The organism is Ulvibacterium sp., from assembly GCF_028285715.1.
In the GTDB taxonomy this organism is placed as follows: Bacteria; Bacteroidota; Bacteroidia; order Flavobacteriales; family Flavobacteriaceae; genus Ulvibacterium.
This window is the reverse complement of the sequence record NZ_JANQOO010000012.1, coordinates 43,820-59,229: the sequence shown is the minus strand read 5'-3', so window position 1 is coordinate 59,229 and position 15,410 is coordinate 43,820. Positions and strand designations below refer to the sequence as shown.

General features: G+C 38.9%; 16 protein-coding genes. 14 read left to right on the top strand and 2 right to left on the bottom strand.

Features of this window, described 5'->3' with window-relative positions:
* A partial coding sequence (locus tag Q0993_RS05780; RefSeq protein WP_299530637.1) for a hypothetical protein occupies window positions 1–258 on the top strand: 258 nt, incomplete at its 5' end.
* Between the two features lie 341 nt (window positions 259–599).
* Window positions 600–1,613, top strand: coding sequence for a serine hydrolase (locus Q0993_RS05775; protein WP_299530635.1), 1,014 nt, complete (start codon window positions 600–602; stop codon window positions 1,611–1,613).
* A gap of 65 nt (window positions 1,614–1,678) precedes the next feature.
* Here the strand turns inward: Q0993_RS05775 and Q0993_RS05770 are convergent, their stop codons facing one another.
* Window positions 1,679–2,041 carry a helix-turn-helix domain-containing protein gene (locus tag Q0993_RS05770; RefSeq protein WP_299530633.1) on the bottom strand — a complete coding sequence of 121 codons (363 nt, stop codon included), beginning with the start codon at window positions 2,039–2,041 and terminating at the stop codon, window positions 1,679–1,681.
* An 85-nt stretch (window positions 2,042–2,126) separates the two neighbouring features.
* On the opposite strand from Q0993_RS05770, the gene Q0993_RS05765 reads away from it, so the two are divergent.
* The 5 genes from Q0993_RS05765 to Q0993_RS05745 all read left to right on the top strand — a co-directional run bounded on the left by Q0993_RS05765 (window position 2,127) and on the right by Q0993_RS05745 (window position 7,689).
* Window positions 2,127–2,972 (top strand): NmrA family NAD(P)-binding protein, encoded by an 846-nt coding sequence (locus tag Q0993_RS05765; protein WP_299530630.1) that lies wholly within the window; start codon window positions 2,127–2,129, stop codon window positions 2,970–2,972.
* 65 nt (window positions 2,973–3,037) lie between these two features.
* Entirely contained in the window at window positions 3,038–3,943 is a 906-nt protein-coding gene (locus Q0993_RS05760; protein WP_299530627.1) for an AraC family transcriptional regulator, read from the top strand.
* Between the two features lie 110 nt (window positions 3,944–4,053).
* Window positions 4,054–4,806 carry an aldo/keto reductase gene (locus tag Q0993_RS05755; RefSeq protein WP_299530624.1) on the top strand — a complete coding sequence of 251 codons (753 nt, stop codon included), beginning with the start codon at window positions 4,054–4,056 and terminating at the stop codon, window positions 4,804–4,806.
* Between the two features lie 85 nt (window positions 4,807–4,891).
* Complete coding sequence (locus Q0993_RS05750; protein WP_299530622.1) at window positions 4,892–6,829, top strand: L-dopachrome tautomerase-related protein; 1,938 nt, start codon at window positions 4,892–4,894, stop codon at window positions 6,827–6,829.
* Window positions 6,826–7,689 carry an alpha/beta hydrolase gene (locus tag Q0993_RS05745; RefSeq protein ID WP_299530620.1) on the top strand — a complete coding sequence of 288 codons (864 nt, stop codon included), beginning with the start codon at window positions 6,826–6,828 and terminating at the stop codon, window positions 7,687–7,689. The genes Q0993_RS05750 and Q0993_RS05745 overlap by 4 nt, the downstream gene beginning before the upstream one ends.
* 359 nt (window positions 7,690–8,048) lie before the next feature.
* Here the strand turns inward: Q0993_RS05745 and Q0993_RS05740 are convergent, their stop codons facing one another.
* Window positions 8,049–8,900: an SDR family NAD(P)-dependent oxidoreductase gene (locus Q0993_RS05740; protein ID WP_299530618.1), complete on the bottom strand. Its 852-nt coding sequence runs from the start codon at window positions 8,898–8,900 to the stop codon at window positions 8,049–8,051.
* 87 nt (window positions 8,901–8,987) lie between these two features.
* Here Q0993_RS05740 and Q0993_RS05735 point away from each other — a divergent pair, with 87 nt between their 5' ends.
* The 7 genes from Q0993_RS05735 to Q0993_RS05705 all read left to right on the top strand — a co-directional run bounded on the left by Q0993_RS05735 (window position 8,988) and on the right by Q0993_RS05705 (window position 15,404).
* A complete protein-coding gene (locus Q0993_RS05735; protein ID WP_299530616.1) occupies window positions 8,988–9,347 on the top strand; it encodes a MerR family transcriptional regulator in 360 nt (119 codons plus the stop codon).
* 207 nt (window positions 9,348–9,554) lie between these two features.
* Window positions 9,555–10,469 carry an AraC family transcriptional regulator gene (locus Q0993_RS05730; RefSeq protein WP_299530614.1) on the top strand — a complete coding sequence of 305 codons (915 nt, stop codon included), beginning with the start codon at window positions 9,555–9,557 and terminating at the stop codon, window positions 10,467–10,469.
* A gap of 113 nt (window positions 10,470–10,582) precedes the next feature.
* Window positions 10,583–11,473, top strand: a complete 891-nt coding sequence (locus Q0993_RS05725; RefSeq protein WP_299530612.1) for an SDR family oxidoreductase — start codon at window positions 10,583–10,585, stop codon at window positions 11,471–11,473.
* A 25-nt stretch (window positions 11,474–11,498) separates the two neighbouring features.
* Window positions 11,499–12,242, top strand: a complete 744-nt coding sequence (locus tag Q0993_RS05720) for an SDR family oxidoreductase (RefSeq protein ID WP_299530610.1) — start codon at window positions 11,499–11,501, stop codon at window positions 12,240–12,242.
* Between the two features lie 515 nt (window positions 12,243–12,757).
* Window positions 12,758–13,657, top strand: a complete 900-nt coding sequence (locus Q0993_RS05715; RefSeq protein ID WP_299530608.1) for an AraC family transcriptional regulator — start codon at window positions 12,758–12,760, stop codon at window positions 13,655–13,657.
* A 236-nt stretch (window positions 13,658–13,893) separates the two neighbouring features.
* Complete coding sequence (locus tag Q0993_RS05710; protein ID WP_299530606.1) at window positions 13,894–14,319, top strand: ester cyclase; 426 nt, start codon at window positions 13,894–13,896, stop codon at window positions 14,317–14,319.
* Window positions 14,320–14,555: 236 nt separating this feature from the next.
* Window positions 14,556–15,404: an SDR family oxidoreductase gene (locus Q0993_RS05705; protein ID WP_299530604.1), complete on the top strand. Its 849-nt coding sequence runs from the start codon at window positions 14,556–14,558 to the stop codon at window positions 15,402–15,404.
* Window positions 15,405–15,410 lie beyond the last annotated feature (6 nt).

Genomic DNA, 15,410 nt, shown 5'->3' with positions numbered 1-15,410 from the left:
GAGAAAGAGGAAAAGAGTCGGCGAAAGGATCTGGAGTTGCAACAAAAGATGTTCGACCATTCCTTGAGAAGGGACAAAGTGACCCAGTATGACAATTATGTGCTCAAGGAGAGTTGGAGAAAGGAGCGAAAGAGGGTATTGAAAGTATTGGACCGGGTTACCTTGGAAAAACCCCGGTTTGGAAAATCGTACTACAAAATTGAAATCGAGGAAAGTGATTTGGAAAGTTTGAAACAAGATTTGAATCAAGAACTTTGATCTGCCTCACAAAAAGATAGGATGAAGTTTGGTAAGGATTTGGGACTTGCAGCACGAAACTGCGTTTCGCTCGCTTTTAAACTATTATTTTCATTCAAAGGAGTCCCTGCCCCAGTAAAGGTAAATTAACAAAACTACTAAATGAGACCAGGTTTGGGATAGATTAGAAAAAATTCTGCGCATTCCAAAAGCTGTCCTATAAATCGGCCGTTTTTAAGGAATATAAACCATTTAAGTAGACATTCATATAGTGGGATATAATCTATGACTATATATTTCTATATTCGTCAATAATGATGTCCACTTATTACCATAAACACTAAAAAACATTTCGCAAATCAATGAACGATTTTTTAGAACAGAAAAGAAAACAAATTAATGCCGTTAGTATCGGTGTCTCGATTTATGATAAGGAAAACATCCAATTCTATTCAGCTGGTTATTCAAACTTAGCTACGAAAGCAAAAGTCGATAAAAATTCGTTTTATGATATTGCTTCAATTGGAAAACTCTTTACCGTAGCTGCCACGTTTATGCTAATCGAAAGGAATCTACTTAGACTAAATACCAAAGTCACCTCAATTCTCGATGATTTACCAAGCAATTGGGATGAAATCAAGATAAATCACCTTCTAACTCATACGTCAGGGATTAAAGATTATACTGACACTAAGGAGTATTGGAAAGAGATGCAAGACGATGTTTCCAAAAAAAGGATATTAGATTATATTTTAAATGAACCTTTACAATTTAATACCGGAACAGAATTTCAATACAATAATACGGGAATGTTCTTGCTCGGACTGGTAATTGAAAAAATTACTAATAAAGATTATTTTCATTTTATTAGGTCAGAAATACTCGAAAAGTACCAAATTGACGGTATTATTAAGACAAATAATAGAGAAAAAGATGATAGAAAAATAGTTGGCTACTCGATATCTAATAATGAATTTTCAGAAATAGAGTACTATAGCAATTCTGGAACTTTCTCGGCTGGTGGATTTTCTGCCAAATTAAACTCCTTTATGAAATTTGAACGACTTCTTTTCAACGGCGATATTATTTCGAAAGAATATGTTGATCAAATAATTACGCCATGGATAAAACCAAACGGACAGGTGTTAGTAGTGCAAAACACTAAAATTGGACACGGACTGTTTCTTTATGATTTAAATGGAATTAAAGTTGTGGGTCACGGAGGAAATATTAGAGGTTTCAGTAGTGTCTACTTCCGATTTTTGAGTGAGAATATCGGAATAATATTATGTACAAACTTAGATAATTTTGCAGAGATTCATAGTCTGTTGTTCGATGTTTACCAAAAATACAAAGCAGAAAGGTACTTATGCTAACATTAATTATGATTCATTGCTCTATTCTAACTAACTTTAGAATTATGAACAACATACTGCTGAAATCAACGGTTCCTTTCACCCCATTCGTATAGAACCTTAATTACTACAAGTAGCGATTGCCCTTTATTGGTAAGGGAATATTCAACTCTTGGTGGAACTTCGGGAAAAATTTGTCTGTGAAGTACGCCATCAGATTCCAAATCTCGAAGTTGTTTGGTCAATGTTCTCTTGCTAACCCCCTTTAAAAGACCGGACAGTTTCCCGAATCGATTCACACCCTTGTAAATGAGGAATAATATCATTGGTTTCCACTTGCCTCCAATTATATCCATAGTTGCGGTAACGGGGCATTGATAGATGTTGAAGCAATTCAAATCAAAATCTGGCATTTGAATTTGATTCTTACTTTCTTTTAAGGTTTCCATATTTGCCATAGGTTTACAAAATGTAACTACTACACTTCATAAAACAAATGTAGCATATTTGTCCTAAATTTTAATAAAAATACCTATGGACAAAATATTTGTGACAGGAGCAACAGGCAATATTGGAAAATATTTGGTTAAATATCTTCGAGAACTAAAAGTGCCATTTACAGCTGGGTCCAGCTCAATAACAAAACAAGAGTACCCAACCTCAAGAATTGACTATGAGGATGAAGAAAGTTTAAGACTTGCGTTCAAAGAACATAATATACTTTTCTTACTAACGCCAGACTCTGAAAATTCCATGAATTGGGTGCATAATGCGATTGAAGCGGCAAAAGAAGCAGGTATTAAGCACATAGTGCGTTCCTCCGGGATAGGCGCAGATGCTGAATCGGATTACTTTGTATTTAAGGAGTTGGGAGAAATTGAAAACATCGTTAAAAATTCTGGATTGAACTACACCATCATTCAACCTAATTCCTTCTTTCAGAATTTTGCAACCTTCCAAAATCAAACAGTAAAAAACGGTGCTGTATTTCTCCCACATGATAATGCAAAAGTTAGTTATGTAGATGTAAGGGATGTCGCCTTGGCCATTGCCACGGTGCTAAAAGAAGCTGACAAGCACAAATCAAAAACCTATGTGATTACAGGTGGAACAGCAATTTCCGACCAAGAGCTACTTGATGAAATTGGAAAAGTACTTAATAAGCGGATAAGCTATATTTCCGTATCCGACCAGGATACCATTGACACGTTTAGAAAATACCATATGCCTGAACATAATATTAAACAGTTGATCAGTCTTTATCAGGCAGATCGTACAGGCTTGACAGGTCTTGTTTCACCGGACTTTACAAAACTAACAGGTAAGGAAAGCAGAACTTCTCATGTGTTCGCTAAGGATTATCGAAGTTATTGGAAGTAATAACCGACGTTTTAAAGCACTATAAATTTTCTCTCTCTGTACTCCTCATTTTATTATTTTTAAATGTGTCCAAACACCAATCAAAATATTATAAAGACATTCAGAGTCTTCTGGATGGGTTAAAAACCGTAAAACCTTTAAGCGGAGACTTTCACATCCATAGATTTTCCGATACACCAGCTAGCTGGGTTAAGGAGACCAGTATCTTCAGAAGTGATACCTATTCCATCATCCTGTTGACCAAAGGCCAAGCCAAGTATAAGATTGGCCTTTCCGAATACCATATAACCGAAGGAAGCATCTACTTTCAGGCACCACAACATCTGCGGTATTACAACCGCCTCTCAGAATGGCAAGGCTATGTCATCGTCTTTATGGATAGTTTTTTTGAAGACCATCCTACACTAAAGAAACTGATAACCGGCTTCGATGGCTTTAAGATTACCTCGAAAGTGGTAGTGCCATTAGAGGAAGAAATATTGATTGAGACCCAAAAAATGTTTCAGCACCTTTACGAAATCAGTTATTCCAAGAGCGTCCATCGTTTTGATAAAGCAAAGTCACTGCTGGAACTTATCCTTCTACAGGGTACCGAACACTATAATTTTCTATACCAAAATCAGAAAGAAACCAAACAAAACCGAATTGTCAAAGCCTTTGAACATATTGTCGAGGAACACCTTTATGACATTACTCAGAACAAAGTTGAAAAAATCATTGGAGTAGCGGAAATCGCCGAAAGGATTAACGTAAATGCAACCTATATGGGCGAGGTGCTTAAAAAGGCAACTGGCAAGACCCCAAAGGAAATCCTCTCTGACCGCATTGTTCTTGAAGCACGTTCATTACTTACCAATACCGATATGGCCATAAATGAAATTGGCTACTTCCTCAAGTTTCAGGATGCCTCTAACTTTACCAAGTTCTTCAAGCAAAAAACGGGTGTTTCACCATCCGAATATCGTGTTTAGTATCCAAATCAGGTAAAAACTGGAATTTTTACCAGTATCACTCAATTCTTCACCATAAAATTCCTATCCATCTGTAGGACATTTGTACTGTAAATAAAAAACAATACAAAATGAAAACAGATAGCACATTCGGATTGGAAGATTTTAAAATCAATAGAATTGGTTTTGGAACAATGAGAGCTTCAACAGGAGCTGGAATCTGGGGAGATAATCCCAACAAAGAAAATACTATAAAGATGATAAGGACCGCCATAGAAAATGGTGTAAACTTTATCGATACGGCAGACTCTTATGGGCCATATACCTCAGAACTGTTGGTCCAGGAAGCCATCAAGCCTTTTAAGGACAACATTATGCTTGCCACCAAAGGTGGTGCCGTCAAATACAAGCCAGGAGCTGTGATGGCAAATGGTCATCCTTACTACCTGCGAACTGCCATTGAGGGAAGCTTAAAACGTCTAGAGCGGGAAACCATTGATATGTATTTCCTGCACCGGGTTGATCCGAACATTCCTATCGAAGAATCGGTAGGTGCTTTGGCACATTTTCAAAGGGAAGGTAAAATCAAGCACATTGGTGTTTCCAATGTGACGGTTGAACAACTGGAAAAAGCACAGACCATTGCAAAAATTGATGCCGTACAGAACGCCTTCAATTTTAACGACAGACGTTATGAGGCGGTTGTACGAAAAACAACGGAAGACAACATTGCCTTTATCGCCCACACACCCATAGCGGTGAACAATTGGGACAATACTGCTTTCGAGAAAGCCGAAAAAGAAGGAGTATCAGTAAACCAACTATCCTTAAAATGGCTGTTGGATTATGCCCCAAATGTCATCTCGATTCCCGGTACATCCTAACGAGAACACTTAATGGAAAACCTGGATGCCTACAACGCGGACATCAAATTTTAAACAAAAAAATAACATACTAAAAATAGAACAAATGAAGACAATAATCACAATGGCAATCGCTCTTATGACTTCGGTCATAAGTGTAGCCAACGACCAATTGAAATTGAAAGAACTCGCTTCTTTTAAAGAACACAGACCCACGGCTGTAGCCGTTTCAGAAGAGGGTAGGGTTTTTACCAACTTGCCCTATTCGAGTTATTCACCGGATTCACATTCGGTTTCAGTATTCGAGATTTTGGCAGACGGGAGACAGATTCCGTATCCGAATACATCTTGGAACGAAAAATCAAACACAGTTTTCAATCACTATCTGAATATTCAAAGTTTGGTTATTGATGCTCAAAATGATCTATGGGTTTTGGATACAGGCTCACCCAAACGCAATGGAGTTGTTAAAGGGGGGGCGAGGTTGATTCAAATTGATTTGACGACCAATAACGTGCTTCAAACCGTTGTCATTACTGACCAAGTTCTTAGCAATAAGAGTTATCTGAACGATGTACGGGTGGATAAAAAGCAAACTTTTGCCTACATCACGGATAGCGTTGATGGAGGGATTATCGTTGTCAATCTTTCCACAGGTGCACAAAAAAGGGTTCTTCAAAATGAGCTGATCGCATCTAATGACATACAAAAAACATTGGTTATTGAAAGTATCACCTTGGACAATGCCGCCAACTTTTATGCAACCGATGGAATTGCTTACGACCCAGAAGAGGAAGTAATTTACTATCAATACCGCCCCTTTGCAGGTTCTTCGGCCTTGATGAAAGTGGATGTTAAGGTACTGAATGATTTTTCGCTTTCGCGAAATGAAATCAAAGAGCAGGTAACATTCGTTGGTAACACCGTTATTTCCGATGGCATAACTTTTAGAGACGGTTTCATCTACCTTACGGATTTGGAGCGCAATGCCATTTCTAGATATAATGTAGAGGGCAAGGCACTTGAAACGGTTATCACGAGTTCATATATCAGCTGGCCGGATAGTATAGCATTTGATGTGGAAGGAAACATCTATTTCACGACAGCACAATTTCATAGACTGCCGGGACTGAACAATGGAGTGGATTTACAGAAAGGCGATTTCAAAATCTACAAAACGACCAATTCAAAAGAGAGAGAAAAAACTGAGTTCAAATTAAAATTTGCGCCCCATATCGGCCTTACCAGTTTAGAGGATGGAATGTTCATCAACCACGCAGGCCAGGACCCGATAGCGCAGATACAATTTATCGCTTCTCAAGGTTTCAAGGGCATTGAGGACAACTTTATGAAGATACGCCCTGTAGAGCAGCAAATTGCCATTGCTCAAGAACTAGAAAAACAAGGTATGCAATTGGGTTCTTTTGTCCATAACACGACTACTTGGCAAGATTTCACATTGGTCTCGGAACCTTCGGAAGTTCGTGAGATTATCCTCAAGGAGATTAGAGAAACTGTGGAAGTCGCCAAACGGGTCAATGGGAAATACCTGACATTGCTTTCAGGTAAGAGCCATCCCACATTAGAAAGGCAATATCAAAAAGTGAATTTTATTGAAAACTTACGGGTAATTGCTAAAGAGGCCGAAAAGGCGGGTATAATCCTAGGGCTGGAAGCCATTAATGGCACAGAGTTTCCGGGCACGTTCATCACAAAAGTGACCGATGCCTATGAAATTGTAAAGGCGGTCAATAGCCCGTCTATCAAGCTCACCTTTGATATGTACCATGTTCAGATTGAGAACGGGAATGTCATTAACAACTTTGATAAAACCTTCGATGAAATAGCATACATCCATATGGCTGATAACCCAGGTCGCAGTGAACCCGGAACTGGAGAGATGAATTTCGTGAACATCCTTAAACACATCTATAAAAGCGGTTACAAGGGTTTTATAGATATGGAGCACGTTAGCACCATTCCAGGCAAAGAAGGCGAGCTGAACATTCTATCCATTTATGAAAATTTAAACAATAGATTATGAGAACCATAGTAATGGTACTTGCCACTTGCTTGGTAAGTACCGCCTTAATGGCACAGGATAAGGACAGTGAATTTCAAAGTATAAAAGTATTTGGGCAAACCATAAAATTTATCGAAAAGGGTCAAGGCGAAACACTGATTTTATTGCACGGACTGGGTAGTAATGCTGGGCGGTGGAGCAAGAATATAGATGTCCTATCCCAAAACTATAATGTAATTGCCTTGGACCAAATAGGCTTTGGGTATTCGGATAAGCCTTTCATACCCTTCAAGGGGTCAACATTGGTAGAGTTTTTAAATGAATTTATGGTCCAGAAGGGGATTGAAGAGGCTACGTTGATCGGTAATTCTATGGGCGGTTGGGTGTCAGCTTTATTCGCCGTTAAGCATCCGGATAAACTAAATAAACTGATTCTGGTTGACCCGGCCTTTCTCTTGGGACTCGGCGAAGAACCCAATGCGGATAATATATATGCTTTTGCAAACCCTTCCACCATTGAAGATATGGCCAACTATACAAAGCGCATTTATTTTCAAAATGAAGAGTTACTAAGACCTGAAAACTTGAAAAAAAGCCTGATAAGGAAACTGAGTTGGAACGACGGCTACACGGTTTATCAAATCATCAAATCTTTAATTCAGGAAAAAGATTTAATGGTGGGTTCTTTGGAGGAAATCAAGGCTAAAACCCTGATAATTCATGGGCAACATGACCCCATTGTACCAATGGAAACCATTGAAACACTCAAAGAACAAATAAAAGAGAACGTTACGATTATCTATGAAGACAGTGGTCATTCACCTATGGTAGAAGAGCCTAAAAGATTTAACAAGGATGTTCTCAAATTTTTAAAAGAATAGGACAATGAAAAAATCAAGAACAATATTTATAGTTTGGGTAGCCATCTACCCCACAATTACAGCGATACAATATTTTTTTGGTAGTTTTTTAAACCAACTACCACTAGCGGCACGTACGCTTATCTTAACGGGAGTATTGGTCCCTCTTATGGTATTTGTTTTAATACCTCTATGGACTAAGTTATTTGATAAGTTGAAAGGTAATTACAAGACAGTTTCGTAAATCGAACCTTTCTTAGGAATCCTTTCACTCTGTGAAATCAGTTCCAATATTTCGCAATTTTAAGGAATATCTCGGGCTAAACCGTTATTCGCATATGTAGGTTATATGCAATGCCCATATTCCCTTGTTAAGTGTACTATGTTGATTCAATTATCTCATTACCCAGGTCAATGACCCGCTCTTGATATTCCCTATTCCCCGTTATCTCAGGACATTTAATCAGTTTCCCCTTCGAGTTAACAAATATCCCGTCTGGCTTAAAACCGCCGGTAATGATTTTAGCAGGAATTTCCGCCGCCTTCGCGGGGGTTTTCATGAAAAAAGGTTTCGCAATTCCACGCATCAAAAGGCTGAATGGGAATGGCCAGCCTAGGTGTATACTTGTATCTACCAACCCTGGGTCATAGCAGTAGACGTTCAACGCTTCACTGCTGAACTTTTGCGATAGGTATGATGTGTAGACATCATTGCATTTATTGAATTGCTTTACTACCTCAACCGGCATGAATTTCCGATGGTCAAAATGAACATCTTCAAAATGAATAGTACCATTATGACCTGGACTCGCCACTGAAAAGATTAGTTTTGTGCCCGATTTCAAAACCAACGGCAATAAATTCTCGGTAATTAAGAATCGGGTTAGGTAACTTACAGCGAAAGATTGCTCCACCCCTTCCGATGTCTTTTCGATTTTATTGGGAATCAAACCGGCTGAGTGCACCAAGACATCAATCTTATCGTATTTTTCTTTAATTTTTATCAAGGCCTCATTGGTTTCTTTGACAAGGGACAGGTCAACTTGATACGAGTCAAGTTCCACCTGTGGGTTGATGGAAAGCAGTTCTTTATGAAGACCTTTAATTTTTTCTTCGTTTCTAGCTAAAATAATCAGGTAATACCCACATTTAGTAAGTTCTTTGGTTATGGCCTTTCCAATGCCATTGGTGGCCCCCGTAATGACAACAGATTTATTTTTTATTGTATTCATAACACCATTGTTAGCGTTAAAATTCTAAATTGTCACAAATTTAAACCATGGACCATAGTCAATGGTCAAATAAAAAATGACCTTTTTATGAAAATCGGAGAATTGGCATCGAGAACAGGAGTTACTCGAGATACGATAAGGTTTTATGAAAGAAGTGGTTTGCTCAAGAACATCACAAGACCCTTTGAATGGAACAACTATAAGGACTATGGTAGTGAAAATGTGGAGAGAATAAAAATTCTCAAGTGCCTCAAGAAATTTGGACTGACCCTTAAAGAAGGGAAAGAAATCTTACAGGAGAAGGACAACAATCCAAATATTGACGTGTACCGACGGAAAAAAGCTGCAAAAAAATTAAGAGAAATCGAGAAAAAAATAGCAGAACTGGAAGAGGTAAAAAACAACCTTTTAGCTCTATTAAATTACAATAAACCCAATAAGGACTAAATGTCAATGCTCTACCTTGGTCCTCTGCTGATTAAGCGAAACTGTGGGCAACTATTTTTTCAAGTTCCAAAAAACGGAGCATTTTAAGGGAATCTTTGTTCTTTTTGGATTTGTCTCATTAACTCGCCGTTTAAAAACACTTTTTTACAACAATATTTGATTGTGTTCACGTGCTATTATAGCATTTCACTAAATTACGGTGTTTCCATGGGTAAAGACACTAATCTACATAATTCTATTCAACAGTTTTACAACAATATAAAGTTGTGGAAACCTGATATGGACATGTTCGACATCCACCGTTTTGAGGATAGTATGGGGGATGTGGTACGAAGCACTGGTGACTATCGGAATTACTTTTACCAAATTTCCTTTTTCAAAGGAGGGCATACCAGGGAGAAAGTGAGCGGTGTTATTTATGATATCCACAAACCTTGTCTTTTTTTTAGTGGTTATGGGCATATAAAGAGTTGGGAAATCCAGGAGAATTTGAGTGGATTTGTTCTGTTCTTCAAAGCGGAATTCATTACACTTGTCCCCGAGAACAAAAATGTGGAAAAGGATTTTCCCTTCTTTTCCCTAAACCCTTCAGCAGTCCTTCCCCTTGAAGAAGACGAAATTGTCAAGCTTTCCGATATCTGTGATAAAATGCTACATTATTATCACTTGGAGCCCACTAAAAGATTTGTATCCATTGTCCAGTCCTATCTCAATGTCTTTCTAAACGAGATAAGGATATTGTACGAAACCAATGCGTCCCCAAGACTGGATCAGAACTCCCTAAGCAATGACGTTTTTTCAAGATATCAGGCACTGATCAACGAACAATTTGAGCTTTTGCAAAAAGGCAAGGAGACGGCAGTTCGAAAAATAAGCGATTATGCCGAGCTTTTGAACATCCATCCAAATTACCTCAATGAAGTGGTGAACAACACCACTGGAAAATCAGCATCGGAACTCCTATTCGAAAGGACCATCAAAGAAGCTAAATCCATGTTGTTGCACACCACAATGACCGCATCGGAAATTGCCTATCAATTGAATTTTCAGAGCCCATCTTATTTTTACCGCTTTTTTAAGTCCAAAACGGGTCTTACCCCCTCAGAGTTCCGCAGGAAATAGCCAAATCTTTGATTTGTGCATCTTTCCCTTTGAATCCTGTTTAGTGAACGCCCCTTCATCACCGCACCTTTGTATTGAAATTAAAAACAAACAAAATCCAAAAATTCAATACAATGGAAAAAACAATTTTAATTACAGGGGCCAGTAGTGGTTTCGGATTCATCACCACAAAAATATTGGCCAAGGCGGGGCATAAGGTCTTCGCATCGATGCGAGGGGTGGATGCCAAGAACAAAGAAAAGGCGGACGAGCTCAGAACATGGGCCTTACAGGAAAGGGTGTTCGTGGAGCCCATAGAACTCGACGTGATGAGTTCAGATAGCGCCAAAGCGGCTGCCGATTACATTCATCAGAGTATAGGCCACATTGATGTGCTAATCAACAATGCGGGGATGCTGGTTTTTGGTATCACCGAAGCCTTTACTGCGGACCAATTACTGAACGTGTTCAATGTGAATACAGTAGGTACCCATCGCGTGAACCAAGCCGTACTTCCCTACATGCGCGAACAAGAGGATGGGCTTTTAATCTATGTTGGAAGTGTCACTGCTAACATCATCAGTCCCTTTCAGGGTCCATATGTGGCGAGTAAAGCGGCACAGGATAAATTGGCCGAGACCACCCATTATGAGGTATCTCGTTTCGGAATCGATTCGGTAATTATACAACCAGGGGCCTATACCCAAGGAACTAATCACTTTCCGGGCGCTCAAAAACCAAACAGGGAAGATGTGGTCAAGGACTATACTCCAATCGAAACACTACCGGATGAACTAGTGGGCAATCTCCAACGCATAGTTGCCGAGGGCGAAGAGGCTCATGTGGAGGATATCGCAAAAGCGATACTCTATGTAATCGAAACGCCAAAGGGAGAAAGGAACTTTCGAATGGTAATCGACCCACAGCACCATGGGGCAGAACCCATCAACGAGGTAGCGCAAAAGATGCAGGGCGAGTTTATGGAAAGGCTCGGTATAAAGGACTTAATGCAAGTAAAACAATAATAACAAATATTAAAATTTAGAAATCATGGAAAATTTAAACCAAAAAGTAGCAATTGTAACAGGGGCTTCACGCGGAATGGGAGCCGCCATAGCAAAGGAACTGGGTGTTAAACACAATACCGCTGTAGTGGTCAACTACGCTGGCAGTAAACAGGCCGCGGAAGACGTGGTTGCCGAGATAGTGAATGCTGGCGGAAAAGCAGTTGCCGTCCAGGGCGATGTTTCAAAATCAAAGGATGTAAAGAACCTTTATGACGTTGCAGAAAAAGAATATGGCAAAGTGGACATTTTAGTCAATAATGCGGGCAAGGCGGTAAGGAAGCCGTTGGTTGAATTTACTGAAGAAGAATATGACAATGTTGTCGACATTAACCTTAAAGGTGTATTTCTGAATCTTTCAGAAGCCTCAAGGAGAATGAAAGACAATGGAAGCATTATCAATATTTCAGCTAGTTTCCAAGGGGCACCGATTCCGGGCTATTCCGTTTACGCTGCCAGTAAGATGGCCATTGAAAAGATAACCGAAGTGGCCGCCAAGGAATTGGGCCAAAGGGGAATCAGGGTAAACTCCTTAAGACCCGGCCCTACCAGGACCGATCTTTTTATGAAGGGTAAAAATGATGAGATAGTCAATAAGTTTGCTTCGATGTCATCTCTTGGAAGGATTGGGGAACCAGAGGATATTGCCAATGTAGTTTCGTTCTTGGTAGAGGATAAAAGTAGCTGGGTCACCGGACAGGCAATCGGTGCAAATGGGGGCTATTGGTAAAAAAATCGTTTCCAAATTCAATAAAAGCGACCATATCTTAAGGTCGCTTTTTCGTTTTCGCGTAGGATACTCATTGTTTCGTCCGTTTTTTAAATGATACGTGTTGTAAAGTGAACGATTTACGAAACTACCCAACCATTATCTTAACATATCAAGGATCTTTCATAAACAATACTTTTTTTATTTTAAGGTCTTTCACCTATTTAATCCATGGAAGGTTCTTATTTAAAGGGTTTGGCCTTCGTTTGATACAAAACGACTGTCTTTATTAAGTTCCAAGTCAGGTCCAAAATCGTTCTCGCTATGTAATCAGAAAGAAAGCAAAAAAACAAATTAGGTTTACCTTTAGGAATGGAATGGCATTAGGGACTTGCTTCCTAAGTTGATTTGGTCGGAAAAAAGGATTTCGTAAATTCAGATTATTGCCTTGTTCAAATTTCCTCTAATAGAAGCAATCCCATGCGCTAAGACCATATTTTAAACGATAAATCCATGAAGAAAATAACTGAAATGGGATGAACGCAATAACAATCGATGGGTTCGGTCAGCTACATAAATTACTTCGATTACCTGAAAAGGAACTCAATGAAAATTTCTTCATTTTTAGAATGGATGAGATTCATAATAAAAATAAGGCAATCAATACGCCCTATTATAGACAAAACTTCTTTGAGATTTCACTATTCTTGGAAATAAACTTTGAGCTCAAATATTCATACTTGGACTTTCAAGTATCGAACAATACCATTCAAATTTGTCCCCCAAGGCAAGTACAAAAAGTATTTGCCAGACCCGAAGAATTGAAGCGGGCCAGAGGCTATACATTTTACTTTAAACAGGAACTCCTTGGGTTGAGATTCAATAATGGTACTTTTCTTGCAGAGTTTCCATTCTTCGCATATAATAGCTTGGATAATGTTTTTGAGATTAGCCATGTTGAAACCATCCAGTTGATTGAAATCTTTGAGCGCATAATATATGAGCAATCCAACAAGGCTTCAACTTATAAAGAAATGATCAAAGCTTACTCAATGGCGCTTTTATATAAATTGATGTCTTTATGGGAAGAACGAAGAAACCCGATTGAGACAACATATTCAAATAAGGAGTCCCTTATTGTTTCTTCATTCGACAATCTGGTGTCTCAAAATATTGGAACCATTCAAAAAGTAAGCGATTTCGCGGATATGCTCCATATGAGCCCTAAACACCTTTCTGAAATCCTAAAAAGAAACACTGGTAAAACCGCAAAACAACTTATAGACGAAGCAATTGCATTAGAGGCTAAAATACTTTTGAAAAGCGAGCATCTTTCCATTTCCGAGGTGTCCTACCGTCTTGGGTTCGAGGATAGTTCCAATTTTGCAACTTTCTTCAAGCGAGTTACCGGTATGGTTCCATCCAATTTTGTTTGATACCAGAAATTTTTACCCGCAATTCCGAATTTTTCATAGAGGCCCTGGTCCCTTTCTAAACGAACTTCAACATCAAAAGATGGATAGCAATCCACCATAATCTAGGTAAGGTCCTATCAATTATCTATGGCGAAGTAATTCTTGAAAGGATAAAGTCCAGAAAATTATGAAGATAGCTTTGAAGTCGGTTACATCAATTAAAATATGCCAACTTAACAATTTCAAGGACATAAAACATGGAAAATAAAGTTATAGCAGAACGTTTTTTTGGAGCCTACAATAACCACAACCTTGACGAAATGATATCGCTATGTATAGATGAAGCAACTTTCAATTATGTACCCTATAGAGAACTTGGAAAAGGAATGGTGGAACCAAAGGGTACGTCTATCTGGAGGGCCATAATCGATGCATTTCCTGATTTCAAAGTACTTGTTGAGGATATTAAGATAACCACTTCAGGTGATGTAATCGTTGAGGCCGTCTTAGGTGGAACGCAGTCCAAAGATTTATTTGGGATCCCAAACACAGGAAAACACCAAGCCTGCCCACACCTTTTCATTTTAAAATTCAATGATTTTGGACGTATTAGACACATCAAAGGTTATTGGGATAATGATACCATATACGCCCAATTAGGTTTTACTATGGAACATTCATAAAAATTGATTGGGTTGTAATAGGCCAATAGAACGGTGAATTGAGGAACAATTGATAAGAGAAACATTTACGTGCTATAATGTAAGAGGTATGGAATATTGGAACTTGGCTACAATAATGCGCCCCAAATTATGCCTTCATAGATTCATTTGATTTTAGGTCTTTGATATAAAATCTGGAGCTCGGGTTCAAGGCAAGAATTAAGAGGAAAACCTATTAATAATTTTAACCATTAAAGATGAAAGTACTCGTTACAGGAGGTAATATTGGCCTAACAACGGCTAATCTTTTGGCAAATAAAGGTGTTGAAACGTATCTATTAGTAAGAGAAAGTGGGCAGACCAACCTCGGAAACATCCGCGAGGTGGTAGCAGATGTATCCAATCCAAATAATCTGGAAAAAGCATTTGAGGGAATGGATAAGTTCTTTTTTGTATCTCCTTTGGTTGAGAATATGATTGAACTTGCCGAGAATACAGTTCGAGCGGCCAAATATGCGGGAGTAAGCCATATCATAAGATCTTCGGCTAGGGGAGCTTCATTGCAGGCACCTATAACCATGGGAAAATTGCATGGTAGAGTAGAACAATTGATTGTAGATTCGGGGATAGACTACACCTTTATTCAACCCGCAAGTTTTTATCAGAACATTATGGGTAGTCTTGGAACGATACACAGTGAAAATGTATTTTATGGCGCTACCGGTGAAGGAACCAATGCCTTTATTGATGTCCGGGATATCGCCGCTGTAGGTGTTGAAGCCATTATTGGTAAGGGCCATTCAAATAAAACCTATGAAATCACAGGGCCGGAAGTGATCTCAAGTTATGATATGGCAAGGGAACTATCCCAACACCTAGGAAGAGAGATCAAGTTTGTAAACCTGGAATCCGGACAACTTGGTCAAGCCTACAAAAGCTATGGAATGTCCGATTGGCTTATCACTGCCCTCCTGGAGCTTGATGAGATTACGAGAAAAGGTTACCTAGCAAGTGCGACAGATGATATTGAAAAAATCTTGGGTCGAAAACCCAGAACCTTTGGACAATTTGTCGCGGACAACATCTCTACTTTTCAAGGCAATTGAAAAGAT

Bases quoted from the DNA above. Each gene is read 5' to 3' on its own strand.
- Q0993_RS05775 (WP_299530635.1), top strand. From the start codon at position 600: ATGAACGATTTTTTAGAACAGAAAAGAAAACAAATTAATGCCGTTAGT.
- Q0993_RS05770 (WP_299530633.1), bottom strand. From the start codon at position 2,041: ATGGAAACCTTAAAAGAAAGTAAGAATCAAATTCAAATGCCAGATTTT.
- Q0993_RS05765 (WP_299530630.1), top strand. From the start codon at position 2,127: ATGGACAAAATATTTGTGACAGGAGCAACAGGCAATATTGGAAAATAT.
- Q0993_RS05755 (WP_299530624.1), top strand. From the start codon at position 4,054: ATGAAAACAGATAGCACATTCGGATTGGAAGATTTTAAAATCAATAGA.
- Q0993_RS05750 (WP_299530622.1), top strand. From the start codon at position 4,892: ATGAAGACAATAATCACAATGGCAATCGCTCTTATGACTTCGGTCATA.
- Q0993_RS05745 (WP_299530620.1), top strand. From the start codon at position 6,826: ATGAGAACCATAGTAATGGTACTTGCCACTTGCTTGGTAAGTACCGCC.
- Q0993_RS05740 (WP_299530618.1), bottom strand. From the start codon at position 8,900: ATGAATACAATAAAAAATAAATCTGTTGTCATTACGGGGGCCACCAAT.
- Q0993_RS05735 (WP_299530616.1), top strand. From the start codon at position 8,988: ATGAAAATCGGAGAATTGGCATCGAGAACAGGAGTTACTCGAGATACG.
- Q0993_RS05730 (WP_299530614.1), top strand. From the start codon at position 9,555: ATGGGTAAAGACACTAATCTACATAATTCTATTCAACAGTTTTACAAC.
- Q0993_RS05725 (WP_299530612.1), top strand. From the start codon at position 10,583: ATGGAAAAAACAATTTTAATTACAGGGGCCAGTAGTGGTTTCGGATTC.
- Q0993_RS05720 (WP_299530610.1), top strand. From the start codon at position 11,499: ATGGAAAATTTAAACCAAAAAGTAGCAATTGTAACAGGGGCTTCACGC.
- Q0993_RS05715 (WP_299530608.1), top strand. From the start codon at position 12,758: ATGAACGCAATAACAATCGATGGGTTCGGTCAGCTACATAAATTACTT.
- Q0993_RS05710 (WP_299530606.1), top strand. From the start codon at position 13,894: ATGGAAAATAAAGTTATAGCAGAACGTTTTTTTGGAGCCTACAATAAC.
- Q0993_RS05705 (WP_299530604.1), top strand. From the start codon at position 14,556: ATGAAAGTACTCGTTACAGGAGGTAATATTGGCCTAACAACGGCTAAT.